Genomic DNA, 24,349 nt, shown 5'->3' with positions numbered 1-24,349 from the left:
ATTGTGCTTCAGATATCCGGCAGAAATCATAATCGGGACTTCTGTTGATTCGAGTTAAAACCGATCACAAGTCTTCATGATTTTCTTCTTATTCACATATATTGTGAATAAAAGGGGGAATGGCTGATGAATGCAGATACGAAGGCGTTACAATATGCGATCAGTGAAATTACCGAAATTGCCTCCGGATTAGGACTTGACTTTTATCCGATGCGTTATGAAATTTGCCCCGCTGATATTATTTATACTTTCGGTGCATATGGAATGCCGACTCGTTTTTCCCATTGGAGCTTTGGAAAACAATTTTTTAAAATGAAACTTCATTATGATTTTGGCTTAAGTAAAATATATGAACTCGTTATCAATTCAAATCCGTGCTATGCTTTTCTGCTTGATTCCAACTCATTGATCCAAAATAAATTAATCGTTGCGCATGTTCTTGCTCATTGTGATTTTTTCAAAAATAATGTGCGATTTAAAAACACAAAAAGGGATATGGTCGAAAGCATGGCGGCCACGGCTGAACGAGTTCGGGAATATGAAATTGAATACGGAAAAAAGGAAGTCGAAAGTTTCCTTGATGCTGTTCTTGCGATTGAAGAACATATTGATCCATCTCTCGTTAGGCCTACACTGCAATGGAGCATGGAAGATGAGGAATATGAGGAGGATGAGCCGGCCCGAACGGAGTATGATGATTTATGGTCGCTTGATGGTCAAGGCACTAGGAACAGAGAGAGAAAAAAGAAGATGAAGAAATTCCCGCCACAGCCAGAAAAAGATGTATTGCTTTTTATCGAACAATTTAGCCGTGAACTTACGGACTGGCAAAGAGATATAATGACGATGATAAGAGAAGAGATGCTTTATTTTTGGCCACAGCTTGAGACAAAAATTATGAATGAAGGCTGGGCGTCATATTGGCATCAGCGCATTCTCCGAGAAATGGATCTTTCCAGTGATGAAACGATCGAATTTGCGAAATTAAATGCAGGGGTCGTCCAACCATCAAGAACGAGCATCAATCCATATTATTTAGGCGTGAAAATTTTTGAGGATATTGAAGAACGTTGGAATAATCCTACGGAGGAAATGAAAAAGCAAGGGGTGGAGCCGAACTCAGGTAGAGAAAAAATGTTTGAAGTAAGAGAAATTGAATCAGATATTTCCTTTTTGCGCAATTACTTAACGAAGGATTTAGTCATGCGAGAAGATATGTACTTATTCCAGAAACAAGGTAGAGATTATAAAATTGTTGATAAAGAATGGACGGAAGTTCGCGATCAACTGGTGAATATGCGGGTAAATGGTGGTTTTCCGTATATTACCGTCAATGACGGAGATTATATGAAAAATGGGGAAATGTATTTAAAGCATTGGTATGAAGGAATTGAACTTGACCTGAAGTATTTAGAAAAAGTGATGCCCTATATTTATCAATTATGGGGAAGGCCGGTCCATATGGAGAGTGTAGTAGAGAATCGCTCAATGATGATTACTTATGATGGTCGAAATTTACAACGAAAATTTTTGTGAGCAAGCGAAAGCTCCAGTTTCCCTAAAAGATCTGACTCCGCAAAGGAGTCAGATCGATTCAATACATATTTCAAACTAATAAACGAACGCTGTGCCGACTATGATTAATAAAATAAACAATACGACAATCAACGCAAAGCCTTTATTAAAACGGCCATCTTCATGCTCTCCCATAAAATTGCGCACCTCCTTAAAAGGTTTCAACATATTTTATGAGAAATGGCTCATTTTTGATATAGGACAAAGTAACAACTCCTACTAAAATGGGGCACAAACTGTTATAATTTAATTAGAGGATTGATTGATGTATATTAAGTACGAGAAAATCACTAGGCCAAATGACGCATAACCGGCAATACGAGCAGGATGCTTTTTATCTCGGTCAAATGATTCAAATACTCTCGTTGTCAAATCAAGAAAAAGTAGCGTACCAATCGCTATAAAACATCCTACAAAGCTTGATTTTCCAGATTTATTAAAAAGCTCTAGCATATGTAAAATAAAAATAATCCATACATAACCAAGAAAGCCATGTAAAATGGCGGAATAAATGATTTTTAATCCTTTCAAGGAATCTCACCTCCGACAAATATCATACCATAATCAGAAGTGCGAATTTTATAAAAATGGGGGAAAAGCATGGAAATTATTGATCTCCATTGTGATGTCTTATTAAAAATTTGGGAAAGCAAAGGGAAGCTTTCATTCGAGAATTCTGAAAAACTGGATGCAAATTTTGAACGGCTTAAAAATGGACAAGTAAAGATTCAATGCTTTGCCATTTTTATTCCGGCAGAGTTAAAAGTTGAGGCGAAGTTTCAAGCGGCTCTTGATCAAATTGATTATTTTTATACAGATGTGCTTGGGGAAAATAAGTATATGAAGCATATTAAAAGCTGGGAAGACTTTGAAAATTTGCGGGAGCAGGAAACGGGTGCGATGCTCACCTTAGAGGGTGTTGATTGTATTGGAAATGATTTGCAGAAATTACGTACGTTATATCGATTAGGTGTTCGTTCGATTGGATTAACTTGGAATCATGCTAATTTAGCGGCAGATGGAGTCGAAGAGCCACGGGGAGCGGGACTCACTTCATTTGGTCGCGAAGTCATTCAATTTAATAATGAATATCAGTTATTGACAGACGTTTCCCATTTGAGTGAAAGGGCATTTTGGGATGTACTTGATATCGCGAAATATCCAATTGCCAGCCATTCGAATGCAAAAGCGATTTGCCGTCATCCGCGGAACTTATCCGATCTGCAAGCAATTGCTCTTTTTGAAAAAAATGCTATGGTTCATGTCGTTTATTATCCGCCTTTTATTACGGATAATGAACAGGCAACTATATCCGATCTTATTAAGCATATCGATCATTTTTGCGCGCTCGGTGGTGTGGAACACATCGGATTAGGCTCCGATTTTGATGGAATTTCAAGTCATGTAATCGGCTTGGAGCATGCCGGTAAACACCAACAATTAATAAATGAACTGTTAAAATATTATACGCGCGATCAAGTAATTGGATTTGCTTGGCGCAATTTTATGAAAAGAAGACCAAAATAAAGGCTTTTTAATTGTGCCCCTCAACAGAGAAGGGTACTGAAAAATTCCTTGACATGGATTCATTTGCGCTCCAGGCGGACGCCTTCCGCTCCAATCAATGATGTTTACTTCCGCATTTTATGTATGCTAAATTTGGACTAAAAAAATTCAAGGGATCCTCAGTGCCCTCTTTTACAATGGGGGATATGTTAGAAAAAGTGAGGTTTATTTTTGAAATTTGAAGGGAAAGTCCATTATTAATCGATTGAATGTATTTTCCCACTTTAAAAAGTCTAAAATAGGTAACCTTCCCCAAAATTGTAGTCCTGATATTTCAAAAGAAACGGTTATAAAATATTTATCTCCTTTTTCTTTATCACCGAATCAATAAGGAAAAGAAGTATCACTTCCCAAATACGCTGGTCATTTTTCATATACTTTTCCTAATGTTTCATAGGTGCTATGATTAAATTTATTTTCGTCAACCATATAAACTCTTTCAAACTCTACGATGTCGTTAGTAACATGATAACGATTGTTATAATAATGTTGGTCCTCTACAATTTTACCCATAAAAAAATCTCCCCCTTTGCCTTATTTATAGGCGCTTAATTTTAGTTTTTGCATAAGTCTTGACATTATCATAGTTAAATATAGATAATAAGATCACAATCGAATACATTTTCCTTCGGGGCAGGGTGCAATTCCCTACCGGCGGTGATGAGAGAAGCTCTCTTAGCCCGTGACCCGGCTCAATCTTAATTGGGACGGTGGATTCGGTGAAATTCCGAGGCCGACAGTGAAAGTCTGGATGAGAGAAGGAAACAGCTGTCATGTTTTAACCTACTTTTTAGAAAAAATGGCAATATGCTTATTTGAGTTTTCTGAAAATAGTGTAATGATAGTTTATTAAGCATTGCATTTTTCGCCCCAAGACAATTATCTTGGGGCTTTTTGTCTGTATTAACTGTTGTTTTTCTTCGTTGTTTTTTATAGAAAGGAGCTAAAAATGACTGCAAAAGAATCATATATGAGACTGGCGATACAGATGGCAAAGGTGACTATTGGGCAAACAAGTCCTAATCCCGCTGTCGGATGTGTGGTCGTCAAGGACGGAAAAGTGGTCGGGGTTGGAGTGCATGCAAAAGCAGGTGAGGCTCATGCAGAGGTAAATGCGTTAAATCAAGCGGGTGCCGATGCAAAAGGAGCGGATCTGTATGTCACGCTTGAGCCATGTTCACATGTTGGCAAAACACCACCATGTGCCGATTTAATTATTGCTAAAAAAATTCGCAATGTTTTCATCGCATCCATAGATCCAAATCCGCTCGTTGCCGGCGAAGGTATAGAAAAGCTTCGCCGCGCAGGAATCAATGTGGAAATAGGTATTTGTGAAGACGATGCAATAACATTAAACAAATACTTTTTTCATTTTCTTAAAACGAAGAAACCTTATGTTACGTTAAAAACAGCAGTTACTTTTGATGGGAAAACAGCGGCCTCAACGGGTGATAGCAAATGGATTACATCTGAAGCGGCACGATCAGATGTTCATCAGTACAGACATAAACACGATGCGATCTTAGTAGGAATTAATACAGTTATTCGAGACAATCCTTCTCTCACCACCAGATTGCCCCAAGGTGGAAAAAATCCCATTCGAATTGTTTTGGATACCCATCTAAAGATATCGATGGATTCCAATTTATTAACTGATCATGAAGCTCCAACAATGATTGTTTGTGGAAATAAAGCCGACCCGTATAAGCAAGAGCAAATTGAAAAAACGGGTGCGAAAGTAAAAAGAATGCCACAACCAGATGTACAAATCCGCCATTTGTTGGAATGGCTCGGTGAAGAAAATATTATTTCACTATTTGTTGAAGGCGGAAGCAGGGTCCATGGCACATTTTTAGAAAGTGGGAACTACCAAGAACTCATCATATATATCGCACCTAAAATTCTTGCTGACCGAATGGCCTTCCCTGCTTTTGATGGTACAGCTAAAACGTTGATGGCAGAAAATAAGCCGGTTCAATTTCAATCGGTTGAAATGGTTGGACCTGATCTTAAAGTTATCGCTACTCCAGTAAAATGCGGGGGTGAAGAAGATGTTCACGGGAATCGTTGAAGAAATTGGTACGATCGTACGTGTAGAACGCAAAGCATCCTCACTTAAATTAATAATTGGATGCAAAAAGATTCTAGAAGATATTCATATGGGAGATAGCATTGCAGTAAATGGTGTCTGTTTGACGGTCGCTGGATTTACAAGCCAATCATTTGAAGCAGATGTTATGCCAGAAACATTTAAAGCGACTGCACTTCATACGCTATCCCCTCGTTCCAAAGTGAATCTTGAAAGAGCGATGGCGGCAAACGGAAGATTCGGCGGACATTTTGTGAGCGGACATGTAGACGGAACAGGCACGATTATTACAAAACAGCATAAAGAGAATGCGTTGTATATATCGATTCGTGTTCCAGATTCATTTTTGCCGTTTTTAATGGATAAAGGCTCGATTGCAATTGACGGAACATCGCTTACACTTTTTCGGATAGTGGAAGCAAATATTACGATTTCATTAATTCCGCATACGCAAAAAGAAACGGTGCTTGCTCAAAAAAGCATTGGGGAAAAAGTAAATATAGAATGCGATATGTTAGCGAAGTATGTCCAAAGACTGATAAAGCAACCTGAAAAACAAAAAAGCATGATGAATGTATTAGCTGATAATGGATTCATTTAATATGAGAGGTGAAAAAATGTTTGATACGATTGAAAAAGCATTAGATGATTTAAAAAATGGAAAAGTAATTATAGTGACGGATGATGAGGATAGAGAGAATGAAGGTGATTTTGTCGCACTTGCCGAGAAGGCAACTCCTCAAGTGATTAATTTTATGATCAAAGAGGGACGAGGTCTTGTTTGTGTACCGATTACGGAACATAAAGCGGACCAACTCAATTTGGGTATGATGACGGAGCAAAACACAGATTCTCACGGCACGGCGTTTACTGTAAGTGTTGACCATGCCACCACACATACAGGTATCAGTGCGTTTGAACGTTCGGAAACCATTTTAAACCTGATATCTAAAGACGCCAAACCTGAGGATTTTAAAAGACCGGGTCATATTTTTCCATTAATCGCAAAAGAAGGCGGAGTGTTAAAAAGAGCAGGACATACGGAAGCGGCGGTTGACCTTGCAAAGATGTGTGGTTCTGAGCCGGCTGGAGTCATATGCGAAATAATAAAAGAAGATGGCTCGATGGCCCGGGTTCCAGATTTACGGGAAATGGCTAATAAATACGGATTAACGATGATCACGATCAAAGAATTAATTTTTTATAGAAGCTTCAAAGAAGTACTTGTGAATCGCGAAACAGAAATTTCACTGCCAACAGAATATGGGGAATTTAAAGTTGTTGCGTATACAAATCGACTGGATGATAAAGAACATTTAGCGCTTGTAAAAGGAGAGATTTCTCCAGATAGACCGGTAATGGTTCGCATGCATTCAGAATGTCTTACAGGCGATGTATTTGGATCTTGCAGATGTGACTGTGGTCCACAGCTTCAAACGGCATTAAAGATGATTGAAAAAGAAGGCAGTGGCGTACTCTTATATTTGCGTCAAGAAGGCAGAGGAATCGGACTAATCAATAAGCTAAAGGCGTACAAGCTTCAGGAAGAAGGGTATGATACGGTCCAAGCAAATGAGAAACTTGGCTTTGCAGCTGATTTGCGCGATTTTAGGATTGGGGCGCAAATGTTACGGGAACTTGGAGTCAAGAAAATTCGACTGTTGACGAACAATCCAAGAAAAGTAGCTAGTTTGGATGTAAGCGGCCTTGAGGTTGTTGAACGTGTACCGATTGAATTTATGCCTAAAAAAGAAAATGAAAAATATTTAAAAGTAAAAGCAGAAAAGCTAGGACATATGTTGACCTTATTGGGGGAGGAATAGATGGTGAATCAAGTTTATGAAGGAAATTTAGTAGGTACTGGACTAAAAGTAGGAATTGTTGTCGGACGGTTTAATGAATTTATTACGGGAAAATTATTAACGGGAGCACTTGATGCATTAAAACGTCATGGTGTTGCAGAAGAGGATGTTTCGATTGCATGGGTACCAGGCGCGTTTGAAATTCCGTTAACAGCGAAAAAAATGGCCGAGCAAAACAAATATGACGCAATCATCACACTTGGAACGGTCATTCGCGGAGCAACACCGCATTTTGATTATGTTTGCAATGAAGCAGCAAAAGGAGTGGCGAATGTTGGATTACAATCTGGGATCCCAGTCATTTTTGGCGTATTGACGACGGACACGATTGAACAAGCGATTGAGCGTGCTGGAACGAAAGCGGGCAACAAAGGCTGGGATTCAGCCGTTGGTGCAATTGAAATGGCGAATCTTTATCGTTCGATGAAAGAGTAAAAAAGAAGAGTCGATCTTATTCCTTTTCTAAGATCGACTCTTTTTTTCTATTCCTATTTATCTTCATTGCTGCTTTTAATACATTATTTTGAAACAAGCAATGTCTATTATGACAGCTAAATAGGAGCGTCTATACATTTTCCACACTAAAACTATGGTATATTAGACGGTAGATCGTCAGTAAAGGAGTTCGAAAAATGGCAAAAAGTTTAGTAATTGCTGAGAAACCTTCCGTTGCACGTGATATTGCAAATGTTTTAAAGTGTACGAAGAATGGCAATGGATTTTTAGAAGGAAATAAATATATCGTTACTTGGGCGCTGGGACATTTAGTAACTTTAGCAGATCCTGAGGTATACGATAATAAATATAAAACATGGAATCTAGAAGACCTTCCTATGCTTCCAGAACGCATGAAATTAGTTGTCATGAAACAAACTGGAAAGCAGTTTAATACGATAAAAACACAATTAAGTCGTAGTGATGTGAATGAAATAATTGTGGCTACTGATGCTGGGAGAGAAGGAGAATTAGTTGCACGTTGGATTATTGAAAAAGCAAGAGTTCATAAGCCAATCAAACGTCTGTGGATTTCCTCTGTAACAGATAAAGCGATTAAAGATGGATTCAATAACTTAAAGCCTGGTAAAGCTTATGAAAACTTACATTATTCAGCAGTAGCACGTTCAGAGGCAGACTGGTACATCGGTTTAAATGCAACTCGTGCATTAACAACTAAATTTAATGCTCAATTAAATTGTGGTCGTGTACAGACACCGACAGTTGCCATGGTTGCAGCACGTGAGGATGAAATAAAAAACTTCAAGCCTCAAACGTATTATGGCATTGAGGCTCAAACAGATGGACTGAAATTAACATGGCAAGATGCGAATGGTAATAGTCGTAGCTTTAATAAAGAAAAAATCGATGCAATCGTTAAATCACTTGGACGTAAAGACGCGAATATTGTTTCCATCGACCGTAAAGCAAAGAAAACATTCTCACCTGCACTATATGATTTAACAGAGTTACAACGTGATGCTAATAAAATCTTTGGTTATTCAGCTAAAGAGACGCTAAGTATTATGCAAAAACTGTATGAGCAACATAAAGTGCTAACATATCCTCGTACAGACTCACGTTATTTATCTTCAGACATTGTTAGTACGCTTCCGGAGCGGTTAAAGGCGTGTGGTGTAGCTGAATATCGTACTCTTGCTAATAAAGTATTAACAAAGCCAATTAAAGCAACAAACGCCTTTGTAGATGATAGGAAAGTAAGTGATCACCATGCCATCATTCCAACTGAAGGTTATGTGAATTTATCAGCGTTTGCAAATAAAGAACGTAAGATATATGACCTAGTCGTAAAACGTTTTTTAGCTGTATTATTCCCTGCTTTTGAATACGAGCAGTTAACGGTACAAGCGAAAATTGGTGATGAAAAATTCATTGCTAAAGGAAAATCGATCATTCATGCTGGTTGGAAAGAAGTGTACGAAAACCGTTTCGATGATGAAGAATCAACTGATGATGTAAAAGAGCAGTTATTGCCTCGTCTTGAAAAAGATGATGTATTAAAGACAAAGTTAATCGCTCAAACATCAGGTCAAACAAAGCCTCCCGCACGCTTTACAGAGGCTACGATACTGTCAGCAATGGAAAATCCAACGAAGTACATGGAAACAAACGATAAAAAGCTTGTAGATACGTTAAAATCAACGGGTGGGCTTGGAACAGTTGCAACTCGTGCTGATATTATTGATAAATTATTCAATTCATTTCTAATCGAAAAACGCGGTGGAAAAGAAATCTATATCACTTCTAAAGGCCGCCAACTACTAGATTTAGTACCAGAGGCATTAAAATCGCCAGCAACAACCGCTGAGTGGGAACAAAAGCTTGAGCTGATAGCTAAAGGGAAGCTAAAAAAAGATGTGTTTATCAATGAAATGAAACAATATACAAAAGAAATGGTTGCTGAAATTAAAGCAAGTGATAAAAAATACAAGCACGACAATATTTCCACAAAATCATGCCCTGACTGCGGAAAACCAATGCTGGAAGTAAACGGCAAGAAAGGAAAAATGCTTGTCTGCCAAGATCGCGAATGTGGTCACCGTAAAAATGTATCACGCGTAACGAATGCACGCTGCCCACAATGTAAGAAAAAACTTGAACTTCGTGGCGAAGGCGCAGGTCAAATCTTCGCATGCAAATGTGGCTATCGTGAAAAGTTATCAGCTTTTGAAGCAAGGCGTAAGAAAGAATCCCGTGGTAAAGTCGATAAACGTACTGTTCAGAAATATTTAAATCAGCAGAGTAAAGAACAAGAACCGGTTAATAATGCGCTTGCAGAAGCATTAAAAGGATTTAAGTTCGACTAACAAAAAGCTGAGCATGTAGGAAATTGCTGCATGACTCAGCTTTTTTATGTAAATTTATTATTTATTTGCAGTAGCTTTTCTACTTTTGTTTCCATAATAAAGTCGTTTAAAACATAATATAGTTGTTTTATATATATTGCTGCTAAAGGATTTCTTTCATTAAAGTCAGGTTCCTTATGGTAGCTGGTAAGGTAGGGAATGACAATGCAAAAAACAAAAGGTATGTGCATTATGAAGTAATTAGAACTTCAAATTCTCTGGGACCAGGTAGATCTAAACCAAAGACTATTTCTAGGTTGAAAAATGGCTTGGATACCTGGAGTATTGGGTCAACTAACGCACTTAGTATTGCAAAAGGTGCGTCTCCAACTGGACGATCTAGATTTGATAAACCACATCGAGCTAGTGAAGGTAAGCATGCACATTATCATCCTTATAAATATGGTTCACACTCATTCTATGGTGGTACACTTTCAATGTATGAGGAGTTTTACGATGATAAATAAACGTGATTTAGCCAATTTATTTCCATCTAAAAAATAAAAAGAGTAGATAAAATTTGTAAAATTCTTTTTGAAGCGATAAAGATTTCTAAACAAGACGATCGAATAAAATACATTTTAGATGACCCATGTTGTCCTGATATGAGTTTAATTCAAGGAGTTTACGTAATCTATAAGAAATCAATACTTGAGTTACTTGAAGGGCGGATTTGTTCCATTCATAGTTATGAGTTCATGAACGCTAAAAAGAAGGATCACACGATTTCTGAAGAAGATATTGAATACTTATTAGAAATGGCACCAGTTGTAGTTCTTGCAAGTGAAACCGATGATATTTTATCAACTTACTTTGTTGCTGGTCACCTTGGTGAAAAGCTATATAGTATTTTAAACTTATGTTTAGGGTACTCAAAAGAGTTAGAGAAAGAAGAATATAAAGAAAGTTTGCAACGTTTTATGAATGATATAAAGCGTGTTGAGCAGATGGGATTATTAGGGGAAATAATTGAAATTGAGTAGAGTGGAAGTTGAATTTGTAAAAAATTCATTGCAACAAGAGACCGAGTGCCCATGTAACAATATAATTTGGCCCTTCGATCCAATGTTTTTGTTTATTTGTACAACCGAGCACCCGTGCCAAATCACGGGCAACGCTTCGTTTTTCTGCTAATACTTATGATTTCAATCTGTGAAAACTCCCTTCAACGTTCAATAACAAGTATATCTAAAAGTATGGAGTGAGTAAAAGAATGAGGATTCCGCGCATGCGTCCATACGAAATGTGGATTTCTTGAATAGACTATGATGCAAGAGTATTTATGAAAGCTTAAATGGCTTCATTTGAGGGGGTGACATGATGGGCTTCGGTTTTGGTGGTTGCTGTGGTGGCTACGGCGGGGGCTATGGCGGTGGTTACGGCGGCGGTTACGGCGTAGGAAACTTTGCATTAATCGTCGTGCTGTTTATCCTTCTAATTATTGTTGGAGCGGCTTGGCTGTAAAAGAACGAAAAGCGTGGAGCAATAAGCTCTGCGCTTCTATTAATTACAAGGCGAAAAACGAAGGTATTACGGATCGGCCAACTTTAGGGAGGACTCTAAATGCTTGACATTTTCCGCAATGAGGTCACATACTTCCTGATAATTCGTCCACATTTCACCTTGTGATTTTGCTGATCGAACAGGATCTTGGATATTCCATGTAACTAATTTATGCTTAAGCTTTGGGGATAAGGGTGGTTCAGTATTTGTATCCAAATCATATATTGCAACGATATAGGTGGCAGCTTCTAACATATCATCATTTAGAAAATCAGTCGGTTTATTTGTAAGATCAATATTTACTTCGCGCATTGCCTTTACACTTAGAGGATCTCTCATACAAGCTTTCCAGCCGCCACTTTTAAAAATCCAATTAACTAAACCAGACTTTTCAGACCATGCTTCCGCGATTGCACTACGATTATGACGTGGTGAAAGAAAATAGAGTAGTTTTTTTGTCATATCTAAGAAGTCCTTTCAAAAGTGATTATTATTCAATACCCATTTTCATCTGATGTAATCTACTAAAGCTATATAAGATCAATTTTTTATTTATTCGTTATAACAAGTTGTATTGAAATAATCTGTTAAATTATGTATAGTAATATAGATGATAGAATAAAAGTCGGATTAGGTCTTTAATCCTCGAAAAAGATCGTAAAAAATTACTGAAATATGCCTATACATATTTGTCTTTATATGCATTATAATGGAGTTATAAAATTCGAATTATATGAAAGATTTCGACATAATAAACATATCGAAAAAAGTTCGTCCATTTTCACCGAATGTCCGGATAACTGATAATCAAACATTATTATTTGATGGGGTGAACTAGATGAAAAAGGGTTTGGAGGAAAAACGAACGGAACATCCAATGATACGCAAATGTTTACAGCATTTAGAAATAATTAATGCAAGTGATAAAGAGAAACAAATTGTATACATGTACATGAAAGCAATGGATGAAGAAATCGTAGCATTAAAGGAAAAGAGTGGAAATTAAGTGACAGTCGGATGAACCGACTGTTTTTTTATGTGTAAAAGATGATAAAATAATCCTTTAAGGATCCTTTTTACTTGCGGTTAGCTTTAATTTTAAAGCAGCAAAAGTGGTGCTCTTGCTGTAATAGAATGACATATCTGATTTATAATATAAATATGGAAACGGAATTAGAAATGAGTGAAGAGTATGATGAATGTTTACCATAAAGGAATGGCAGCAATTAAGCGATTTTGGAAGAGAGCACATATTAACCAAATCTTAATATTAACGCTCTCATTAGGGCTGTTAATCTTTCTTGCTTATTTTGCCTATTTAGCTAGTGCTGCTAATGTTGAGTCGCTAAGGCAAGGCTTAGCGCAAGCGACGGTAATTTATGACAAAGATGGCGATGAAGCAAGTAAAATTTCCGCCAATCGTGTGGAGGGTGTTTCCGTCGACAATGTTCCTGATCATTTGAAAAATGCGATCATGGCAATTGAAGATCATCGTTTTATGGAACATCGGGGATTTGATGTAAAAGGGATATTCAGAGCTTTATTTATAAATTTAAAATCAGGGAGAATTCGTGCCGGTGGAAGTACGATTACACAACAGTTAACGAAAACGGCGCTTTTATCGCCGGAGAGAACGTATAAAAGGAAGCTAGAGGAAGTATTTTTAGCGATTGAAATTGAGAAAAAGTTTACGAAAGATGAAATCTTAGAAATGTATATGAATCAAGTTTATTTCGGAAGCAGTTCATGGGGAGTGCAAAATGCATCAAGAAAATATTTCGGAAAAGATGTTGATCAGATTTCATTAAGTGAAGCAGCAATGTTAGCTGGGATTATTAATCGTCCATCCGCACTTGATCCTTATAAAAATATGGAGGGAGCGCTTGAGCGCCGCAATCTTGTTTTAGAGCAAATGAAAAAACTTAATATGATTACGGACGAAGAATTAGAACAAGCCCTACAACAAACGATTGTTTTGAAAGATAAGGGGGGCGATCCGTTAAAAGGCAAATACCCATATTATACGGATGCGGTCATTAATGAAGCGGTCAAATTATATGGACTTACTCAAGAGGAGATTTTAACAAGAGGATATAAAATTTACACTGAAATGGATCAAAATCTGCAATCATCAATGGAAAATGTATATGCAAATAATGCACTGTTTCCAAAAAGTAGTGATGGCGTATTAGCGCAAAGTGGAGGAATTCTTCTTGATCCACATACAGGTGGAATTCGCGCTTTAGTTGGTGGACGTGGAGAGCATACGTTTCGGGCTTACAATCGTGCAACCCAACTGACAACACAACCGGGATCGGTCATGAAGCCGCTCGCTGTCTATACACCGGCTCTAGAGGCAGGATATACGGCACATTCTATGCTAAAGGATGAGTCTGGGATGTCATTTTCCGGATATGCACCGAAAAATTATGATGGCCAGTACGCAGGAGAAGTTGCAATGTACAAGGCAATCGAAGATTCGATCAATGTTCCCGCTGTCTGGCTGTTAAATGAGATCGGTCTCGACAAATCCTTTCAAATGTTGAAGAAGTTTGGCTTACCTGTGAAGGACGAGGATAAAAACTTAAGCCTTGCTTTGGGAGGGACGGACACTGGTTTCTCACCGAAGCAAATGGCAGAGGCGTACTCGGTGTTTGCGAACGGCGGACAAAGGGTCGAAAGCCATATTATAACGAGAATCATTGGTCCAACAGGAAATGTAATTGCGGAGCCTGAGCCGAAAAAAGTTCGTGTCATTAGTAAAAAGACAGCAGAACAAATGACGGCGATGCTATTAAACGTCGTCGAAACAGGAACAGGAAGAAATGCGAAAATAAATGGATATAAGATTGCTGGGAAAACGGGTTCAACTCAGCTCCCATACTCGGATATTACAGATGGAACGAAAGACCAATGGTTTGTCGGTTATACACCTAATTTAGTTGGGGCAGTCTGGCTTGGCTATGATAAAACAGATCGAACTCATTATGTAAGAGGGAAAAGTGGAGATACGGTCGTCCCAATCTTTCGTGAAATGATGGCACAAGCTGTGAAATACGTTGACCCAGGAGACTTTGATACGCAATCAATTAATGATCGTCTACAAGAAGAGAATGAAAAAGACAATCGTCCACTTAAAGAAAAGTTTAAAGAATTTGACCAAAAGATGATTGAAGAAGCAACAAAATGGAAGGAAAAACTAGAAAAAGGGAAAGGCAACTTGAAAAAATTTGAAGAAAAACTAAAAGATACGATGAGAAAATTTAAAGGAGAATGAATAACGGTGCGGATTTTGGACTTTTAGCCAAAATCCGCATTTTAGATGAAAATTATATGAATTTATGAGAAAATAAAGATGGATGGATAAGTGACATAGGAGGCAATGTAAATGGGATACCGGATTGAGAAAGATACGATTGGGGAAATTAAAGTACCTCAAGATAAGTATTGGGGCGCGCAAACGCAACGCAGCAAAGAAAACTTTAAAATTGGCCATGAAAAAATGCCAATGGAAGTTATTAAAGCGTTTGCACATTTAAAAAAAGCAGCTGCTTCTGCTAACAATGAATTAGGAAATTTATCAGATGATAAGCATGCAGCCATTTCCGCAACTTGTGATGAGATATTGGAAGGGAGATTCAATGATCACTTTCCGCTCGTCGTTTGGCAAACGGGCAGTGGCACACAGTCGAATATGAATGTGAATGAGGTTGTTGCCCGTCGTGCAAATGAACGACTTAAAGAACAAGGTTCAGAAGAAAGAATTCATCCAAATGACGATGTTAATATGTCTCAAAGTTCTAATGATACATTTCCAACAGCTATGCATGTTGCCGCATATGAGGAAATCTACAAACAATTATTACCAGCCTTAACTCAATTGAAAAAAACGCTTCTAGCAAAAGAAAAACAATTTATGAATATCATTAAAATCGGTCGCACACATCTTCAAGATGCAACGCCTGTCACACTCGGTCAAGAAATTAGCGGCTGGAGGGCGATGCTTGAAAAAAGTGAAAAAATGATTAAAGAAAGTGCCGAACACTTATTAAATTTAGCCATTGGTGGGACTGCAGTTGGGACAGGCATTAATGCAGATCCTACGTTTGGGGATAAAGTTGCTAGTGCGCTTAGTAAGCAAACCGGCTATACATTCGTTTCTTCGGACAATAAATTTCATGCTCTGACAAGCCATGATGAAATTGCTTATGCGCACGGTGCAATCAAAGCGCTTGCAGCGGATCTAACGAAGATTGCCAATGATGTTCGTTGGCTTGCAAGTGGTCCAAGAAGCGGGATTGGCGAAATTACGATTCCTGCAAATGAACCTGGAAGTTCAATTATGCCTGGAAAGGTAAATCCAACACAAAGTGAAGCATTGACAATGGTAGCTGTCCAAGTTTTTGGAAATGATGCAGCAATTGGTTTTGCTGCCAGCCAAGGCAATTTCGAATTAAACGTTTATAAACCTGTAATCATTTATAATTTTCTCCAGTCTGTTCATTTACTTGCAGACGGAATGATTTCCTTTGATGAAAAATGTGTTCAAGGACTAGAGCCTAATCTTGAGGTAATTGATGAGAATGTGAATCGTTCACTTATGCTCGTAACCGCTTTAAATCCACATATTGGTTATGAAAAAGCAGCTGAAATTGCAAAATTAGCGTTTAATGAGGGAACGACATTAAAAGAGGCAGCAATAAAAACAGGTTATGTAACAGAAGATCAATATGATGAATGGATTGATCCGAAGAAGATGGTAAATATTAAATAGTAGTGCGTGTTTAAGAAGGAGGATAAAAAAGACCAAGAAGATCGAGGCGGTACACAGCGTATACTAATTAATATGTGAGCAGGGAGCTTGGACAGGATGTATTGACTTCTTCTGTAGGGTTTTTAGCAGAAGTTCTCCTTTCACCAACGAAGAAATTCGACGTGTCATTTTTACCGGACTTTTTGAACAACTTCTAATAAACAGCCCCCGGAATGTACCGGGGGCTTAGCCATATTATAAAATTGTCTTATTATTGGTGATATCCGCCAAGTTGTTGTTCAGCCATTTGAACTAAACGCTTAGTGATTTCTCCACCAACAGATCCGTTCGCACGAGATGTTGTTTCTGCACCAAGGTTTACACCAAATTCTGATGCAATCTCATATTTCATTTGATCAATTGCTTGTTGCGCACCATTTACTACGAGTTGGTTAGAATTACCATTGCTAGCCATTTCGAGTTCATCTCCTTGTTGTAATATAGTGAATGGTTGGGTTAGCCGGAATTGCACCGACGCTGTTACCAGCTATCTATTGTAACCCAGTGGTTTTTTTTCGCTTTGTACTATGTATTATGTTTTTTTTACATGAATCTATTCATTATAAAAACAGGTAATTTTTTCCGAAAGAAAATCCCCCTTTTGAATTTAAAAGGGGGGATTTTTTTCTAGCTTAGCAGCAACTAGCTGTTTTCAAAAATGAAAGTACACTGCTAAATAGATGTTTGGACTTTTTTAAATTTTATTAACGAATTCTTAATTCCGTTGTAGGGTCGAAGAAATGTGCTTTGTTCATATCGAATGCGAGCGTCATTTTTTGACCTGGCTCAACGATCGTTCTTGCATCAATTCTTGAAACAAAATCATGGTTTCCAACACGAGAGTATAGCATTGTTTCCGCACCAAGAAGTTCAGCAACTTCAATGACAACCTCAACTTTTGTTCCAGGAGAAGCATCGATGAATGCAGGCTCATCATGAATATCTTCCGGACGAACACCAAGCATTAGGTCTTTGCCAATGTAGCCTTGTTCACGAAGCATTTTCATTTTTCCTTCTGGAACTTGAATTTTAAATTTATTTTCTAGCAAGAATCCATCATCTTGAAGTTTTCCATCAAAGAAGTTCATCGCTGGAGAACCGATAAATCCACCAACAAAAATGTTCTCAGGGCTGTCATATACTTCTTTTGGTGTTCCGATTTGCTGGATAATTCCATCCTTCATAACAACAATTCGGCTCGCCATTGTCATCGCTTCTGTTTGGTCATGCGTTACATAAATCGTTGTTGTTTGTAGTCTTTGATGGAGCTTTGCAATTTCCGCACGCATCGCTACACGCAGTTTTGCATCAAGGTTCGATAAAGGCTCGTCCATCAAGAATACTTTTGCATCACGAACGATCGCACGTCCAAGTGCAACACGCTGACGCTGACCACCTGAAAGAGCTTTTGGTTTACGGTCTAAAAAGTTTTCAAGACCAAGAATTTTCGCAGCATCATCAACACGTCGTTTAATTTCATCTTTAGGCATTTTACGAAGCTTTAATCCGAAAGCCATATTGTCATATACGCTCATATGTGGATAGAGCGCATAGTTTTGGAATACCATTGCAATGTCGCGGTCTTTTGGAGCAACATCATTTACTCGTTTATCATCAATATAGAAATCACCTTGTGTAATCTCTTCCAATCCAGCAATCATTCGAAGTGTTGTTGATTTACCACATCCAGAAGGACCAACAAAGACGATAAATTCTTTATCTTTTACATGTAAATTAAAATCTTCCACCGCAGTTACTTTATTATCATAAACCTTATAAATATTATTCAAACGTAATTCAGCCATTTTTTATTCCTCCTAATCTCTTGTCTGTAAGTAAGAGTTTACAGAATGCGCTTTCATATCACCATGGACAAGGTGCACAAAAAAGAAGTCGAATTTTTAGGCATATTGCATCATCACTCTTGTTCTTCGTGTAAACAAGCTAAATAAGCAAAGAAAGCACCGTGAAAGGTTTTAATGTCGATGCCGGTTTTTTCAATAAACTTATCGATTCGATATTGCAAACTGTTGCGATGCATAAAAAGCTGTTTCGCTGTTAATGTTGCATTCGAGTGATTCTCAATATATTGTTTAATCGTTGCCGATAGCTCCGGCTCCTCAGCAAGTACGTTACGAATCGTGGCAAATAATAAATGTTTTTCGTGATTTGAGATCGCTTTATATGTATAAAGAGGTACTACCTTTTCGATCGTGATCATTTGTTCTTCTGGCTGTTCCTGTAAGGATAAAGTAAACATCGATTGCTCAAGCTGAAAAAAATCCCGAAGCTTTTGGATGACTGGATAAAATCGTCCGATATAAAAATGGACTTTAAAGAAAAAATCACTTTCAAACGCTTGAATGGTTGAAATAAGCTCTTCTTCGTCCATTTGGATATCGGTCTGTTCTTCAATAATGACTCCTTCATGGATGTTAAAAGGAACAATAATGATTTCATTTGGAAATAAACTTTTCAACGCTTCTTCAAACTCATCAAAATGAAATGTATCACGAATATTAGAAATGGAAAAATGAATAAGGCGGCAGCTATCCTTTTTTAAAGATGGAATTGGTCCATTTGCTCGTAAAAAAGCATTCCAATCTTGCGTTGTTTTTGAAAAAGGGGCCTCTAAATTGCTCATTGACGGAAATAGTGCTTGCAATAATTTACGTTCTTTTTCTGATAAAATTGACTTTGGAATACCGATAAAATCATTTGTATTGTTTTCCTTGAACCAGTACAAATGTGGATCATGATTGGGCTGATCTGCTAAAACGGCTTGTGGGTATAATTTTAATAATTGATTAATCATTGCGTTCTCCTCTTTGATGAAATACGGATAGGGCTGAGAGATGCCCTCAGCCCTATTCCACATCCTTGCATGTTTGTTGATTTTACTCGTAGCTTTGAGGTGGATCTTCAGGGGAAAAATCGATGGCTTCCTCAATATTTGTGTAATCTTCTCGCATATGAACAGAGCCACCAGACATTCCCTCATTGATCATTCGATCGACGTCTACATACATTTCATTTCTACCTTCATGCATCGTATCAGGTAAAAATTCATGATCGAACTTTTTCTTTTTCAATCCTATCAGCCTCCTCAGTCATATTGTTGGCTGATTAAGGAGAATAACTTACTGGTAAATGTTAGCGTTGCCTATCATAAATGTGAAAGATCATTAAATCATGAATTTGTTTTTCAATTTGACCGATCTGTTCAGGTTCGATTTGTTTTGTTGACCATTTGATTGTTCCATTTGGCAAATATATTCCTTGATGTTTCGCTTGTTGGAAATAGAAGGAGAATAGCCAGCCTGGGAGTCGTTGATCCTCATATAAAGATTGAATTTGAAAATGGGTAAGCATTTGCATCACCTCATTTTCATTGTAACAAAAATTGCCGGAAAATTAAAAGGAGTTTGTCATAAATGAATGTAACTTTACTTTCGGTTTGGCAAGCTTTGATGTAGCTGTTAGTATCCATACTTTTTCGTTCTTATCGATCCCCAATGAAACAACAAATTCATTAAGCAGTCCTTGAAGCTGTTGTTCCATTGCTTTTGATAAGGAAACTGCGCATTCGCTTAATTTTTCTTTATATCTAGCTAGTTCTTCTTCGGCCGGGAAAATTTCCGTTATATCTAAATGTTCTTCTCTTTTTTTTGCTTGGATATCACTTACTTTCCATATCTCTTTCTCTTTACAGACGTTGATTTGGAAATGGATCGGTTGTTTGTCATGGCGGAGTAATTGGATTCCTTGCTGAACGAATAGTTCATCAAGCTTGGAATGACGAAACACATAATTACTAAGTTTTTCGAGAGAAGTGAACTTAAGAAGCCGCTCTTGCTTCTCGATTAAACGACAGTAATACTCATCGTTTAATCGGTCATATATGATTTGAATCGTCTTATTTTCTTTCTGTTCTCTTAATGATTTAATGAAAACATGACCGTAATCCGCGAGCATTCTTTCAATTGTAGCGAAGGATTGAAAAGCCGTTGTTTCTGGCAAATAATATTGAATCGATTCATCGTTATCAAGCTTTTCAAATAGTTCTAGCTCATTTATAAAATCTGGGTTATACCATTGGATTAAATAATCATTTTCAAAGCGTTCTTTTACGTTGCGGGCAATTGTATTTGCCGATAGGCTATGAGGGAAGAAATCAAATACAATCTGCGGAAAAGGGATATTCATTTGCTCCCACATTCCATTTAGGAAAAAATAGCCTTTAATAAGTCCTTCATTCCAATCGATATGTTGCTCACCAAAAAGAAAGGCGATCGCTCCGTCCTCATGCTGCTCTTTTAGCTTTTTAGCAAAGAAAGAAGAGCGATTTCCGACTGGATTTAGTTGAAAAGGAGAAAATCCAGCTGTGAAGATTCCAACAAGCGGTCCTAAATAAAGGGCTTCTTCGTCCGAGTCAAATCGAGTTGAGGAAATTAGTGCTGGAATCTGTAATTGATTAGCAAGTTCAGAACTGATTGTAATCACATTCCGACCATTTGGATGTGGACTGCACTGTGCTTCGACTACACTAGAACCGAAAATAATTTTTTTGCTGCCTTGCTTTCCTTCAGATTCACGTGGGTAATAGAAAAGAAGCTCTTGATCGTCAAACACCTTGAATGGAAATAAATCTTTCATTACAACACCCTCCTTAAGTATCCTTATTTGCCTTTTATTCATACATATCTTTATAATCAAATCATGAGAAAAATGGGCATATATCTTATTTATCGTATGAAATGAGTTAATAAAAGTGCTTAGACAAGGAAAAGCGATGCGGAAAGGAAGAAATAGATGAACTGGATTTGGCAGATTTTATTTATGGTCTTTGTAGGAGCGGTGATCGGTGGATTTACAAATTTTTTGGCAATTCGAATGCTATTTCGACCGTATCAACCAATTTTTATCGGTAAGTGGCAGTTGCCATTTACTCCGGGGCTTATTCCAAAAAGACATCATGAACTTGCAAAGCAAATGGGGAAGCTCGTTGTAGAACATTTAGTTACTCCTGAAAGCATTCAAAGAAAGTTAAAGGAAGAAGCATTTCAAAAAGAAATGAAGGCACTCGTCACTCAAAAATTAAATAATTGGCTCGAGCGTGGAATAACAGTAGGAACGCTCTTAGAACAGCTTCAAATCAAAGATGCAGCTGAGAAAACAACCTCCTATATCAATGCCAAAATTGAAAATAAATATAGGACGTTAAAACATGAGGTAGAAAAGAAAAAGCTTCACGAATGTATACCAGGGGAGTGGGGAATCGCGTTAGAGGAGAAAATTCCCTATGTTGCAGATCAAATCCTTGCAAAGGCAATCGTTTATTTTTCCGAACCTGAAGGAAAAGAAAAAATAAAATTGATGATCGAAGATTTCCTGAAAGAACGTGGCAGACTATGGAATATGATACAAATGTTTATCGGCAATGACTCACTTGCAGATAAATTTCAGCCTGAGATTATAAAGTTTTTAAACAATCCAGGAACAAAAACGATGATTGAAACAGTTTTACGCTCAGAATGGAGTAAACTTAGTGATATGGAACTTGGTCAGATGTTAAAAAATGTGGATGATGATCATATAGCCAGTTATTTAAGAAAATGGGTGGCGGATATATTACAAGCTGAAACTTTTTTCGAGAAGACGGTTGCAGAGCTACTTGCCCCATATCGGAAAAAAATGGAGGAAGAGTTTATCCCAAGAATTTTAGATACCGTTGGACAATATGTCTTAGCAAGATCTGGAGAAATGATGGAGAGATTCCAAGTGGAGGAGATTGTACGAGAGCAAATTGAGGCATTCTCTTTGCAGCGCCTTGAAGCTCTTGTTATATCGATTGCAAAAAAAGAACTCGTTATGATTACGTACTTGGGAGCGGTTTTAGGAGGAATCATAGGAATGTTTCAAGGTGTCATTGTTATGATCACCTCTTAATATGTTAGAATACAGGGGAGGAGGTTTTAACATGTCAACGAATGTATATGATTATGCTTATGAACTTGAAAAAGCATTGCGAACGAGTGAAGAGTATGTCGGCCTAAAGCAGATGTATGATATGGTGGAAAATGATCCAGAAGCGAAAGCGATGTTCGATGAGTTCCGCCAAATTCAAATGCAGCTTCAGCAGAAGCAAATGGCTGGTGAAGATATTTCAGAAGATGAAGTGAAACAAGCGCAGCTCGTAGCCAATCGTGTTCAAACAAATGAACTAGTAACGAAGCTAATGGATGCTGAGCAAAGAATGAGCATGGCAATCAGTGAGCTAAATAAAATTATTATGAAGCCACTTGAAGAACTATACGGTTCAATGAACGGTCAATAAAGGTTGAATAGCTGATAATGAAGAGGGGCTGTGCAGAAAGTCGGTGAAAACTGACTTCTGTGATAGCCTTTTTTATGTATGGAGATATAAAGAAAGATGACATCGACGAAAAATTCGAACGATATCACTGGTCTGCTGCTTTCCGTTCCGGCCCACGTTTTCCGCGGGGCATTACTTAGTCCTGCGCGCCTTGCGGGGTCTCAAGGCTCATGTCATTCCCGCGGGAGTCGGCGCATGTACTGCAAGCAACAACTAGCAAGAATGCTGGAATCATCAATCAATGAAAATAGAAGAAGTCGAGCAAATTGTTCATTTTACGCAAATAAATCGTCATATAGAGACTGAAAATCATTGATCTACCCATTTAAATACGCTAATGATCCCTTTTTTATTCCCGTCTCCATTAGCCTGAATGTTAGTTTTTTCCAGGTTCCGTTGATTGGAGCGGAAGGCGGCTACACCAGTGGAATGTGCGAGACAGGTGAGACACTGCAAGGAGCATTTTAGGAACGAAGCCTAAATTCGCCGCATCGTGACCGACATCCTGTCGGCCCGAAGCGGCTCACCGCTCGCCCCGCGGTAAGTGTCGGCCCGAAGCGGAAATCAACAGGCTGAATAGATCCTTGAATTAGGAGGACTTTTTCAGTTTGTTTTTCTCCACCTTCTTCATTTTAAAGACTTATTGGACAGCCCCTTTTCATCCTTCCCGCAGGAAGCAATGTGAAACAAGAACCTCTATCAACGTTCTATTCCATTAAAAAATTTCATATGATTAGTAAGAGGCAAACGAGAATTTAGCTGCTTAGAGGGGGAGTACGATGATATATAAAATGCTTGTTATGAATATAGATGATACTCTCATTACAACAAATGGTCGCATCCATAAATTAACTCGTGAGGCGGTGGAATTTGCTCTTCGTAAAGATGTAATCATTACATTGGCAACATCAAGAAACTTTCCAGCCGCGAAGCGCCTAGCGAAAACCCTAAAAATTGATTCGCACATCGTAGCACATCAAGGAGGATTTATTGCGAATGCTTTGAATAAGCCAATTTATGTCAAGCGGATTTCCGATCAAATTACGAATGAACTTGTTTCTCTTTTAGAGTCGTTTTCATGTCAAATGAAACTCGTACATGAAAAAAAATCGATCGGCAATAAAATCAAACAATCTGAAAACATGATTGCCCGTGTCGAATTCCAATCTGCAAATCGCTTTTCGTATTCTGAGCAATATGTTGACAGCGTAAGTGAAAGCTTGCTTGATCGTCCAATATCACCACCAAAAATTGAAGTTGTATTTGAACAGAAATCGGATTTGGACGTGGCAAAAAGCACGATTAAACAAATGTATGATGAAGTAGACTGCATCGTGGCGGACGAACGGAAGCTTGATATTGTAGGTTCAGGCGTTTCAAAGCTGGCTGGCGTACAATACGTCTGTGATCAGCTTCATATTAACCGTGAAGAAGTTGTTGCTATTGGTTCAGGTGTTGATGATTTGCCGCTAATCGAATGGGCAGGAGTAGGGGTTGCAATGGGAAATGCACCGGAAGAGATTCGGCTAGCAGCAGACTGGATTACCCGTTCGAACGATGATCAAGGTGTCTCATACATGATTAAGGAGCAATTTCGCAAACAATATCGGATTGAATTTTTAAGGAGAAATAATATGTTGAAATAGTAATTACAACGTATTTCCTAGGGAATAAAGGCAGGCGCTTCAGATGACGAAGCGCCTA

General features: G+C 38.0%; 26 protein-coding genes and 1 riboswitch. Of the genes, 16 read left to right on the top strand and 10 right to left on the bottom strand.

The genetic code is table 11. The features are described 5' to 3' along the window. Window positions 1-126 precede the first annotated feature (126 nt). The gene (locus tag KHA95_RS22000) at window positions 127-1,536 is read left to right on the top strand and encodes a SpoVR family protein (RefSeq protein WP_213139718.1); all 1,410 of its coding nucleotides are present in this window, start codon (window positions 127-129) and stop codon (window positions 1,534-1,536) included. 75 nt (window positions 1,537-1,611) lie between these two features. Here the strand turns inward: KHA95_RS22000 and KHA95_RS21995 are convergent, their stop codons facing one another. Both KHA95_RS21995 and KHA95_RS21990 read right to left on the bottom strand, forming a co-directional pair. Then, window positions 1,612-1,710 (bottom strand): YjcZ family sporulation protein, encoded by a 99-nt coding sequence (locus tag KHA95_RS21995; protein WP_213139717.1) that lies wholly within the window; start codon window positions 1,708-1,710, stop codon window positions 1,612-1,614. Between the two features lie 111 nt (window positions 1,711-1,821). After that, window positions 1,822-2,106, bottom strand: coding sequence for a hypothetical protein (locus KHA95_RS21990; RefSeq protein WP_213139716.1), 285 nt, complete (start codon window positions 2,104-2,106; stop codon window positions 1,822-1,824). Window positions 2,107-2,175: 69 nt separating this feature from the next. Between KHA95_RS21990 and KHA95_RS21985 the strand changes: the two genes are divergently transcribed. Beyond that, window positions 2,176-3,102 (top strand): dipeptidase, encoded by a 927-nt coding sequence (locus KHA95_RS21985; RefSeq protein ID WP_213139715.1) that lies wholly within the window; start codon window positions 2,176-2,178, stop codon window positions 3,100-3,102. Window positions 3,103-3,504: 402 nt separating this feature from the next. Here the strand turns inward: KHA95_RS21985 and KHA95_RS21980 are convergent, their stop codons facing one another. Then, complete coding sequence (locus KHA95_RS21980) at window positions 3,505-3,654, bottom strand: hypothetical protein (protein WP_213139714.1); 150 nt, start codon at window positions 3,652-3,654, stop codon at window positions 3,505-3,507. A 107-nt stretch (window positions 3,655-3,761) separates the two neighbouring features. Further along, window positions 3,762-3,908, top strand: a riboswitch (FMN riboswitch). A 182-nt stretch (window positions 3,909-4,090) separates the two neighbouring features. Between KHA95_RS21980 and ribD the strand changes: the two genes are divergently transcribed. The 8 genes from ribD to KHA95_RS21940 all read left to right on the top strand — a co-directional run bounded on the left by ribD (window position 4,091) and on the right by KHA95_RS21940 (window position 11,417). Further along, window positions 4,091-5,212 carry a bifunctional diaminohydroxyphosphoribosylaminopyrimidine deaminase/5-amino-6-(5-phosphoribosylamino)uracil reductase RibD gene (ribD, locus tag KHA95_RS21975; RefSeq protein WP_213139713.1) on the top strand — a complete coding sequence of 374 codons (1,122 nt, stop codon included), beginning with the start codon at window positions 4,091-4,093 and terminating at the stop codon, window positions 5,210-5,212. Next, a complete protein-coding gene (gene ribE, locus KHA95_RS21970; protein WP_213139712.1) occupies window positions 5,193-5,831 on the top strand; it encodes a riboflavin synthase in 639 nt (212 codons plus the stop codon). The genes ribD and ribE overlap by 20 nt, the downstream gene beginning before the upstream one ends. A gap of 16 nt (window positions 5,832-5,847) precedes the next feature. Next, a complete protein-coding gene (locus KHA95_RS21965; protein ID WP_213139711.1) occupies window positions 5,848-7,053 on the top strand; it encodes a bifunctional 3,4-dihydroxy-2-butanone-4-phosphate synthase/GTP cyclohydrolase II in 1,206 nt (401 codons plus the stop codon). 3 nt (window positions 7,054-7,056) lie between these two features. Continuing rightward, window positions 7,057-7,527 (top strand): 6,7-dimethyl-8-ribityllumazine synthase, encoded by a 471-nt coding sequence (ribH, locus tag KHA95_RS21960; RefSeq protein ID WP_349305514.1) that lies wholly within the window; start codon window positions 7,057-7,059, stop codon window positions 7,525-7,527. 197 nt (window positions 7,528-7,724) lie between these two features. Continuing rightward, on the top strand, window positions 7,725-9,914 hold the full coding sequence (locus KHA95_RS21955) for a DNA topoisomerase III (RefSeq protein WP_213139709.1): 2,190 nt from the start codon (window positions 7,725-7,727) through the stop codon (window positions 9,912-9,914). A 308-nt stretch (window positions 9,915-10,222) separates the two neighbouring features. After that, complete coding sequence (locus KHA95_RS23060; protein ID WP_249317194.1) at window positions 10,223-10,420, top strand: hypothetical protein; 198 nt, start codon at window positions 10,223-10,225, stop codon at window positions 10,418-10,420. A gap of 138 nt (window positions 10,421-10,558) precedes the next feature. Beyond that, the gene (locus tag KHA95_RS21945) at window positions 10,559-10,936 is read left to right on the top strand and encodes a hypothetical protein (protein ID WP_249317192.1); all 378 of its coding nucleotides are present in this window, start codon (window positions 10,559-10,561) and stop codon (window positions 10,934-10,936) included. A gap of 337 nt (window positions 10,937-11,273) precedes the next feature. Beyond that, window positions 11,274-11,417 (top strand): YjcZ family sporulation protein, encoded by a 144-nt coding sequence (locus KHA95_RS21940; protein ID WP_249317190.1) that lies wholly within the window; start codon window positions 11,274-11,276, stop codon window positions 11,415-11,417. Window positions 11,418-11,483: 66 nt separating this feature from the next. Here KHA95_RS21940 and KHA95_RS21935 read toward each other — a convergent pair whose 3' ends face one another. Further along, window positions 11,484-11,918, bottom strand: coding sequence for a low molecular weight phosphatase family protein (locus KHA95_RS21935; RefSeq protein ID WP_213139707.1), 435 nt, complete (start codon window positions 11,916-11,918; stop codon window positions 11,484-11,486). 376 nt (window positions 11,919-12,294) lie between these two features. On the opposite strand from KHA95_RS21935, the gene KHA95_RS21930 reads away from it, so the two are divergent. From KHA95_RS21930 to fumC, 3 genes are all read left to right on the top strand, one after another. Then, complete coding sequence (locus KHA95_RS21930) at window positions 12,295-12,462, top strand: hypothetical protein (protein WP_213139706.1); 168 nt, start codon at window positions 12,295-12,297, stop codon at window positions 12,460-12,462. 189 nt (window positions 12,463-12,651) lie between these two features. Continuing rightward, window positions 12,652-14,733 carry a transglycosylase domain-containing protein gene (locus tag KHA95_RS21925; protein ID WP_213139746.1) on the top strand — a complete coding sequence of 694 codons (2,082 nt, stop codon included), beginning with the start codon at window positions 12,652-12,654 and terminating at the stop codon, window positions 14,731-14,733. 111 nt (window positions 14,734-14,844) lie between these two features. Next, on the top strand, window positions 14,845-16,230 hold the full coding sequence (gene fumC / locus KHA95_RS21920; RefSeq protein ID WP_213139705.1) for a class II fumarate hydratase: 1,386 nt from the start codon (window positions 14,845-14,847) through the stop codon (window positions 16,228-16,230). 250 nt (window positions 16,231-16,480) lie between these two features. Here fumC and KHA95_RS21915 read toward each other — a convergent pair whose 3' ends face one another. The 6 genes from KHA95_RS21915 to KHA95_RS21890 all read right to left on the bottom strand — a co-directional run bounded on the left by KHA95_RS21915 (window position 16,481) and on the right by KHA95_RS21890 (window position 20,925). Next, window positions 16,481-16,684, bottom strand: coding sequence for an alpha/beta-type small acid-soluble spore protein (locus KHA95_RS21915; protein WP_213139704.1), 204 nt, complete (start codon window positions 16,682-16,684; stop codon window positions 16,481-16,483). Between the two features lie 289 nt (window positions 16,685-16,973). Next, window positions 16,974-18,074, bottom strand: coding sequence for an ABC transporter ATP-binding protein (locus KHA95_RS21910; protein WP_213139703.1), 1,101 nt, complete (start codon window positions 18,072-18,074; stop codon window positions 16,974-16,976). 113 nt (window positions 18,075-18,187) lie between these two features. Beyond that, window positions 18,188-19,084, bottom strand: coding sequence for a PucR family transcriptional regulator (locus tag KHA95_RS21905; protein WP_213139702.1), 897 nt, complete (start codon window positions 19,082-19,084; stop codon window positions 18,188-18,190). Window positions 19,085-19,166: 82 nt separating this feature from the next. Continuing rightward, the gene (locus tag KHA95_RS21900; RefSeq protein ID WP_213139752.1) at window positions 19,167-19,361 is read right to left on the bottom strand and encodes a hypothetical protein; all 195 of its coding nucleotides are present in this window, start codon (window positions 19,359-19,361) and stop codon (window positions 19,167-19,169) included. Between the two features lie 61 nt (window positions 19,362-19,422). Further along, the gene (locus tag KHA95_RS21895; RefSeq protein WP_213139701.1) at window positions 19,423-19,641 is read right to left on the bottom strand and encodes a DUF5342 family protein; all 219 of its coding nucleotides are present in this window, start codon (window positions 19,639-19,641) and stop codon (window positions 19,423-19,425) included. Window positions 19,642-19,683: 42 nt separating this feature from the next. Continuing rightward, entirely contained in the window at window positions 19,684-20,925 is a 1,242-nt protein-coding gene (locus tag KHA95_RS21890) for a YheC/YheD family protein (protein WP_213139700.1), read from the bottom strand. A gap of 156 nt (window positions 20,926-21,081) precedes the next feature. Between KHA95_RS21890 and KHA95_RS21885 the strand changes: the two genes are divergently transcribed. From KHA95_RS21885 to KHA95_RS21875, 3 genes are all read left to right on the top strand, one after another. Next, the gene (locus KHA95_RS21885; protein WP_213139699.1) at window positions 21,082-22,218 is read left to right on the top strand and encodes a DUF445 domain-containing protein; all 1,137 of its coding nucleotides are present in this window, start codon (window positions 21,082-21,084) and stop codon (window positions 22,216-22,218) included. 31 nt (window positions 22,219-22,249) lie between these two features. Continuing rightward, the gene (locus KHA95_RS21880; protein WP_213139698.1) at window positions 22,250-22,606 is read left to right on the top strand and encodes a YlbF/YmcA family competence regulator; all 357 of its coding nucleotides are present in this window, start codon (window positions 22,250-22,252) and stop codon (window positions 22,604-22,606) included. 818 nt (window positions 22,607-23,424) lie between these two features. Next, entirely contained in the window at window positions 23,425-24,291 is an 867-nt protein-coding gene (locus KHA95_RS21875) for a Cof-type HAD-IIB family hydrolase (protein ID WP_213139697.1), read from the top strand. The last annotated feature ends 58 nt before the right edge of the window (window positions 24,292-24,349 follow it).

Origin of the sequence: Bacillus sp. FJAT-50079, from assembly GCF_018343515.1 — a bacterium.
GTDB lineage: Bacteria > Bacillota > Bacilli > Bacillales > Bacillaceae_C > Lederbergia.
This window is presented reverse-complemented; position numbering and strand designations above follow the sequence as displayed.

Bases quoted from the DNA above. Each gene is read 5' to 3' on its own strand.
- KHA95_RS22000 (WP_213139718.1), top strand. From the start codon at position 127: ATGAATGCAGATACGAAGGCGTTACAATATGCGATCAGTGAAATTACC.
- KHA95_RS21995 (WP_213139717.1), bottom strand. From the start codon at position 1,710: ATGGGAGAGCATGAAGATGGCCGTTTTAATAAAGGCTTTGCGTTGATT.
- KHA95_RS21985 (WP_213139715.1), top strand. From the start codon at position 2,176: ATGGAAATTATTGATCTCCATTGTGATGTCTTATTAAAAATTTGGGAA.
- KHA95_RS21980 (WP_213139714.1), bottom strand. From the start codon at position 3,654: ATGGGTAAAATTGTAGAGGACCAACATTATTATAACAATCGTTATCAT.
- ribD (WP_213139713.1), top strand. From the start codon at position 4,091: ATGACTGCAAAAGAATCATATATGAGACTGGCGATACAGATGGCAAAG.
- ribE (WP_213139712.1), top strand. From the start codon at position 5,193: ATGTTCACGGGAATCGTTGAAGAAATTGGTACGATCGTACGTGTAGAA.
- KHA95_RS21965 (WP_213139711.1), top strand. From the start codon at position 5,848: ATGTTTGATACGATTGAAAAAGCATTAGATGATTTAAAAAATGGAAAA.
- KHA95_RS21955 (WP_213139709.1), top strand. From the start codon at position 7,725: ATGGCAAAAAGTTTAGTAATTGCTGAGAAACCTTCCGTTGCACGTGAT.
- KHA95_RS21945 (WP_249317192.1), top strand. From the start codon at position 10,559: ATGAGTTTAATTCAAGGAGTTTACGTAATCTATAAGAAATCAATACTT.
- KHA95_RS21940 (WP_249317190.1), top strand. From the start codon at position 11,274: ATGGGCTTCGGTTTTGGTGGTTGCTGTGGTGGCTACGGCGGGGGCTAT.
- KHA95_RS21935 (WP_213139707.1), bottom strand. From the start codon at position 11,918: ATGACAAAAAAACTACTCTATTTTCTTTCACCACGTCATAATCGTAGT.
- KHA95_RS21930 (WP_213139706.1), top strand. From the start codon at position 12,295: ATGAAAAAGGGTTTGGAGGAAAAACGAACGGAACATCCAATGATACGC.
- KHA95_RS21925 (WP_213139746.1), top strand. From the start codon at position 12,652: ATGAATGTTTACCATAAAGGAATGGCAGCAATTAAGCGATTTTGGAAG.
- fumC (WP_213139705.1), top strand. From the start codon at position 14,845: ATGGGATACCGGATTGAGAAAGATACGATTGGGGAAATTAAAGTACCT.
- KHA95_RS21915 (WP_213139704.1), bottom strand. From the start codon at position 16,684: ATGGCTAGCAATGGTAATTCTAACCAACTCGTAGTAAATGGTGCGCAA.
- KHA95_RS21910 (WP_213139703.1), bottom strand. From the start codon at position 18,074: ATGGCTGAATTACGTTTGAATAATATTTATAAGGTTTATGATAATAAA.
- KHA95_RS21905 (WP_213139702.1), bottom strand. From the start codon at position 19,084: ATGATTAATCAATTATTAAAATTATACCCACAAGCCGTTTTAGCAGAT.
- KHA95_RS21895 (WP_213139701.1), bottom strand. From the start codon at position 19,641: ATGCTTACCCATTTTCAAATTCAATCTTTATATGAGGATCAACGACTC.
- KHA95_RS21890 (WP_213139700.1), bottom strand. From the start codon at position 20,925: ATGAAAGATTTATTTCCATTCAAGGTGTTTGACGATCAAGAGCTTCTT.
- KHA95_RS21885 (WP_213139699.1), top strand. From the start codon at position 21,082: ATGAACTGGATTTGGCAGATTTTATTTATGGTCTTTGTAGGAGCGGTG.
- KHA95_RS21880 (WP_213139698.1), top strand. From the start codon at position 22,250: ATGTCAACGAATGTATATGATTATGCTTATGAACTTGAAAAAGCATTG.
- KHA95_RS21875 (WP_213139697.1), top strand. From the start codon at position 23,425: ATGATATATAAAATGCTTGTTATGAATATAGATGATACTCTCATTACA.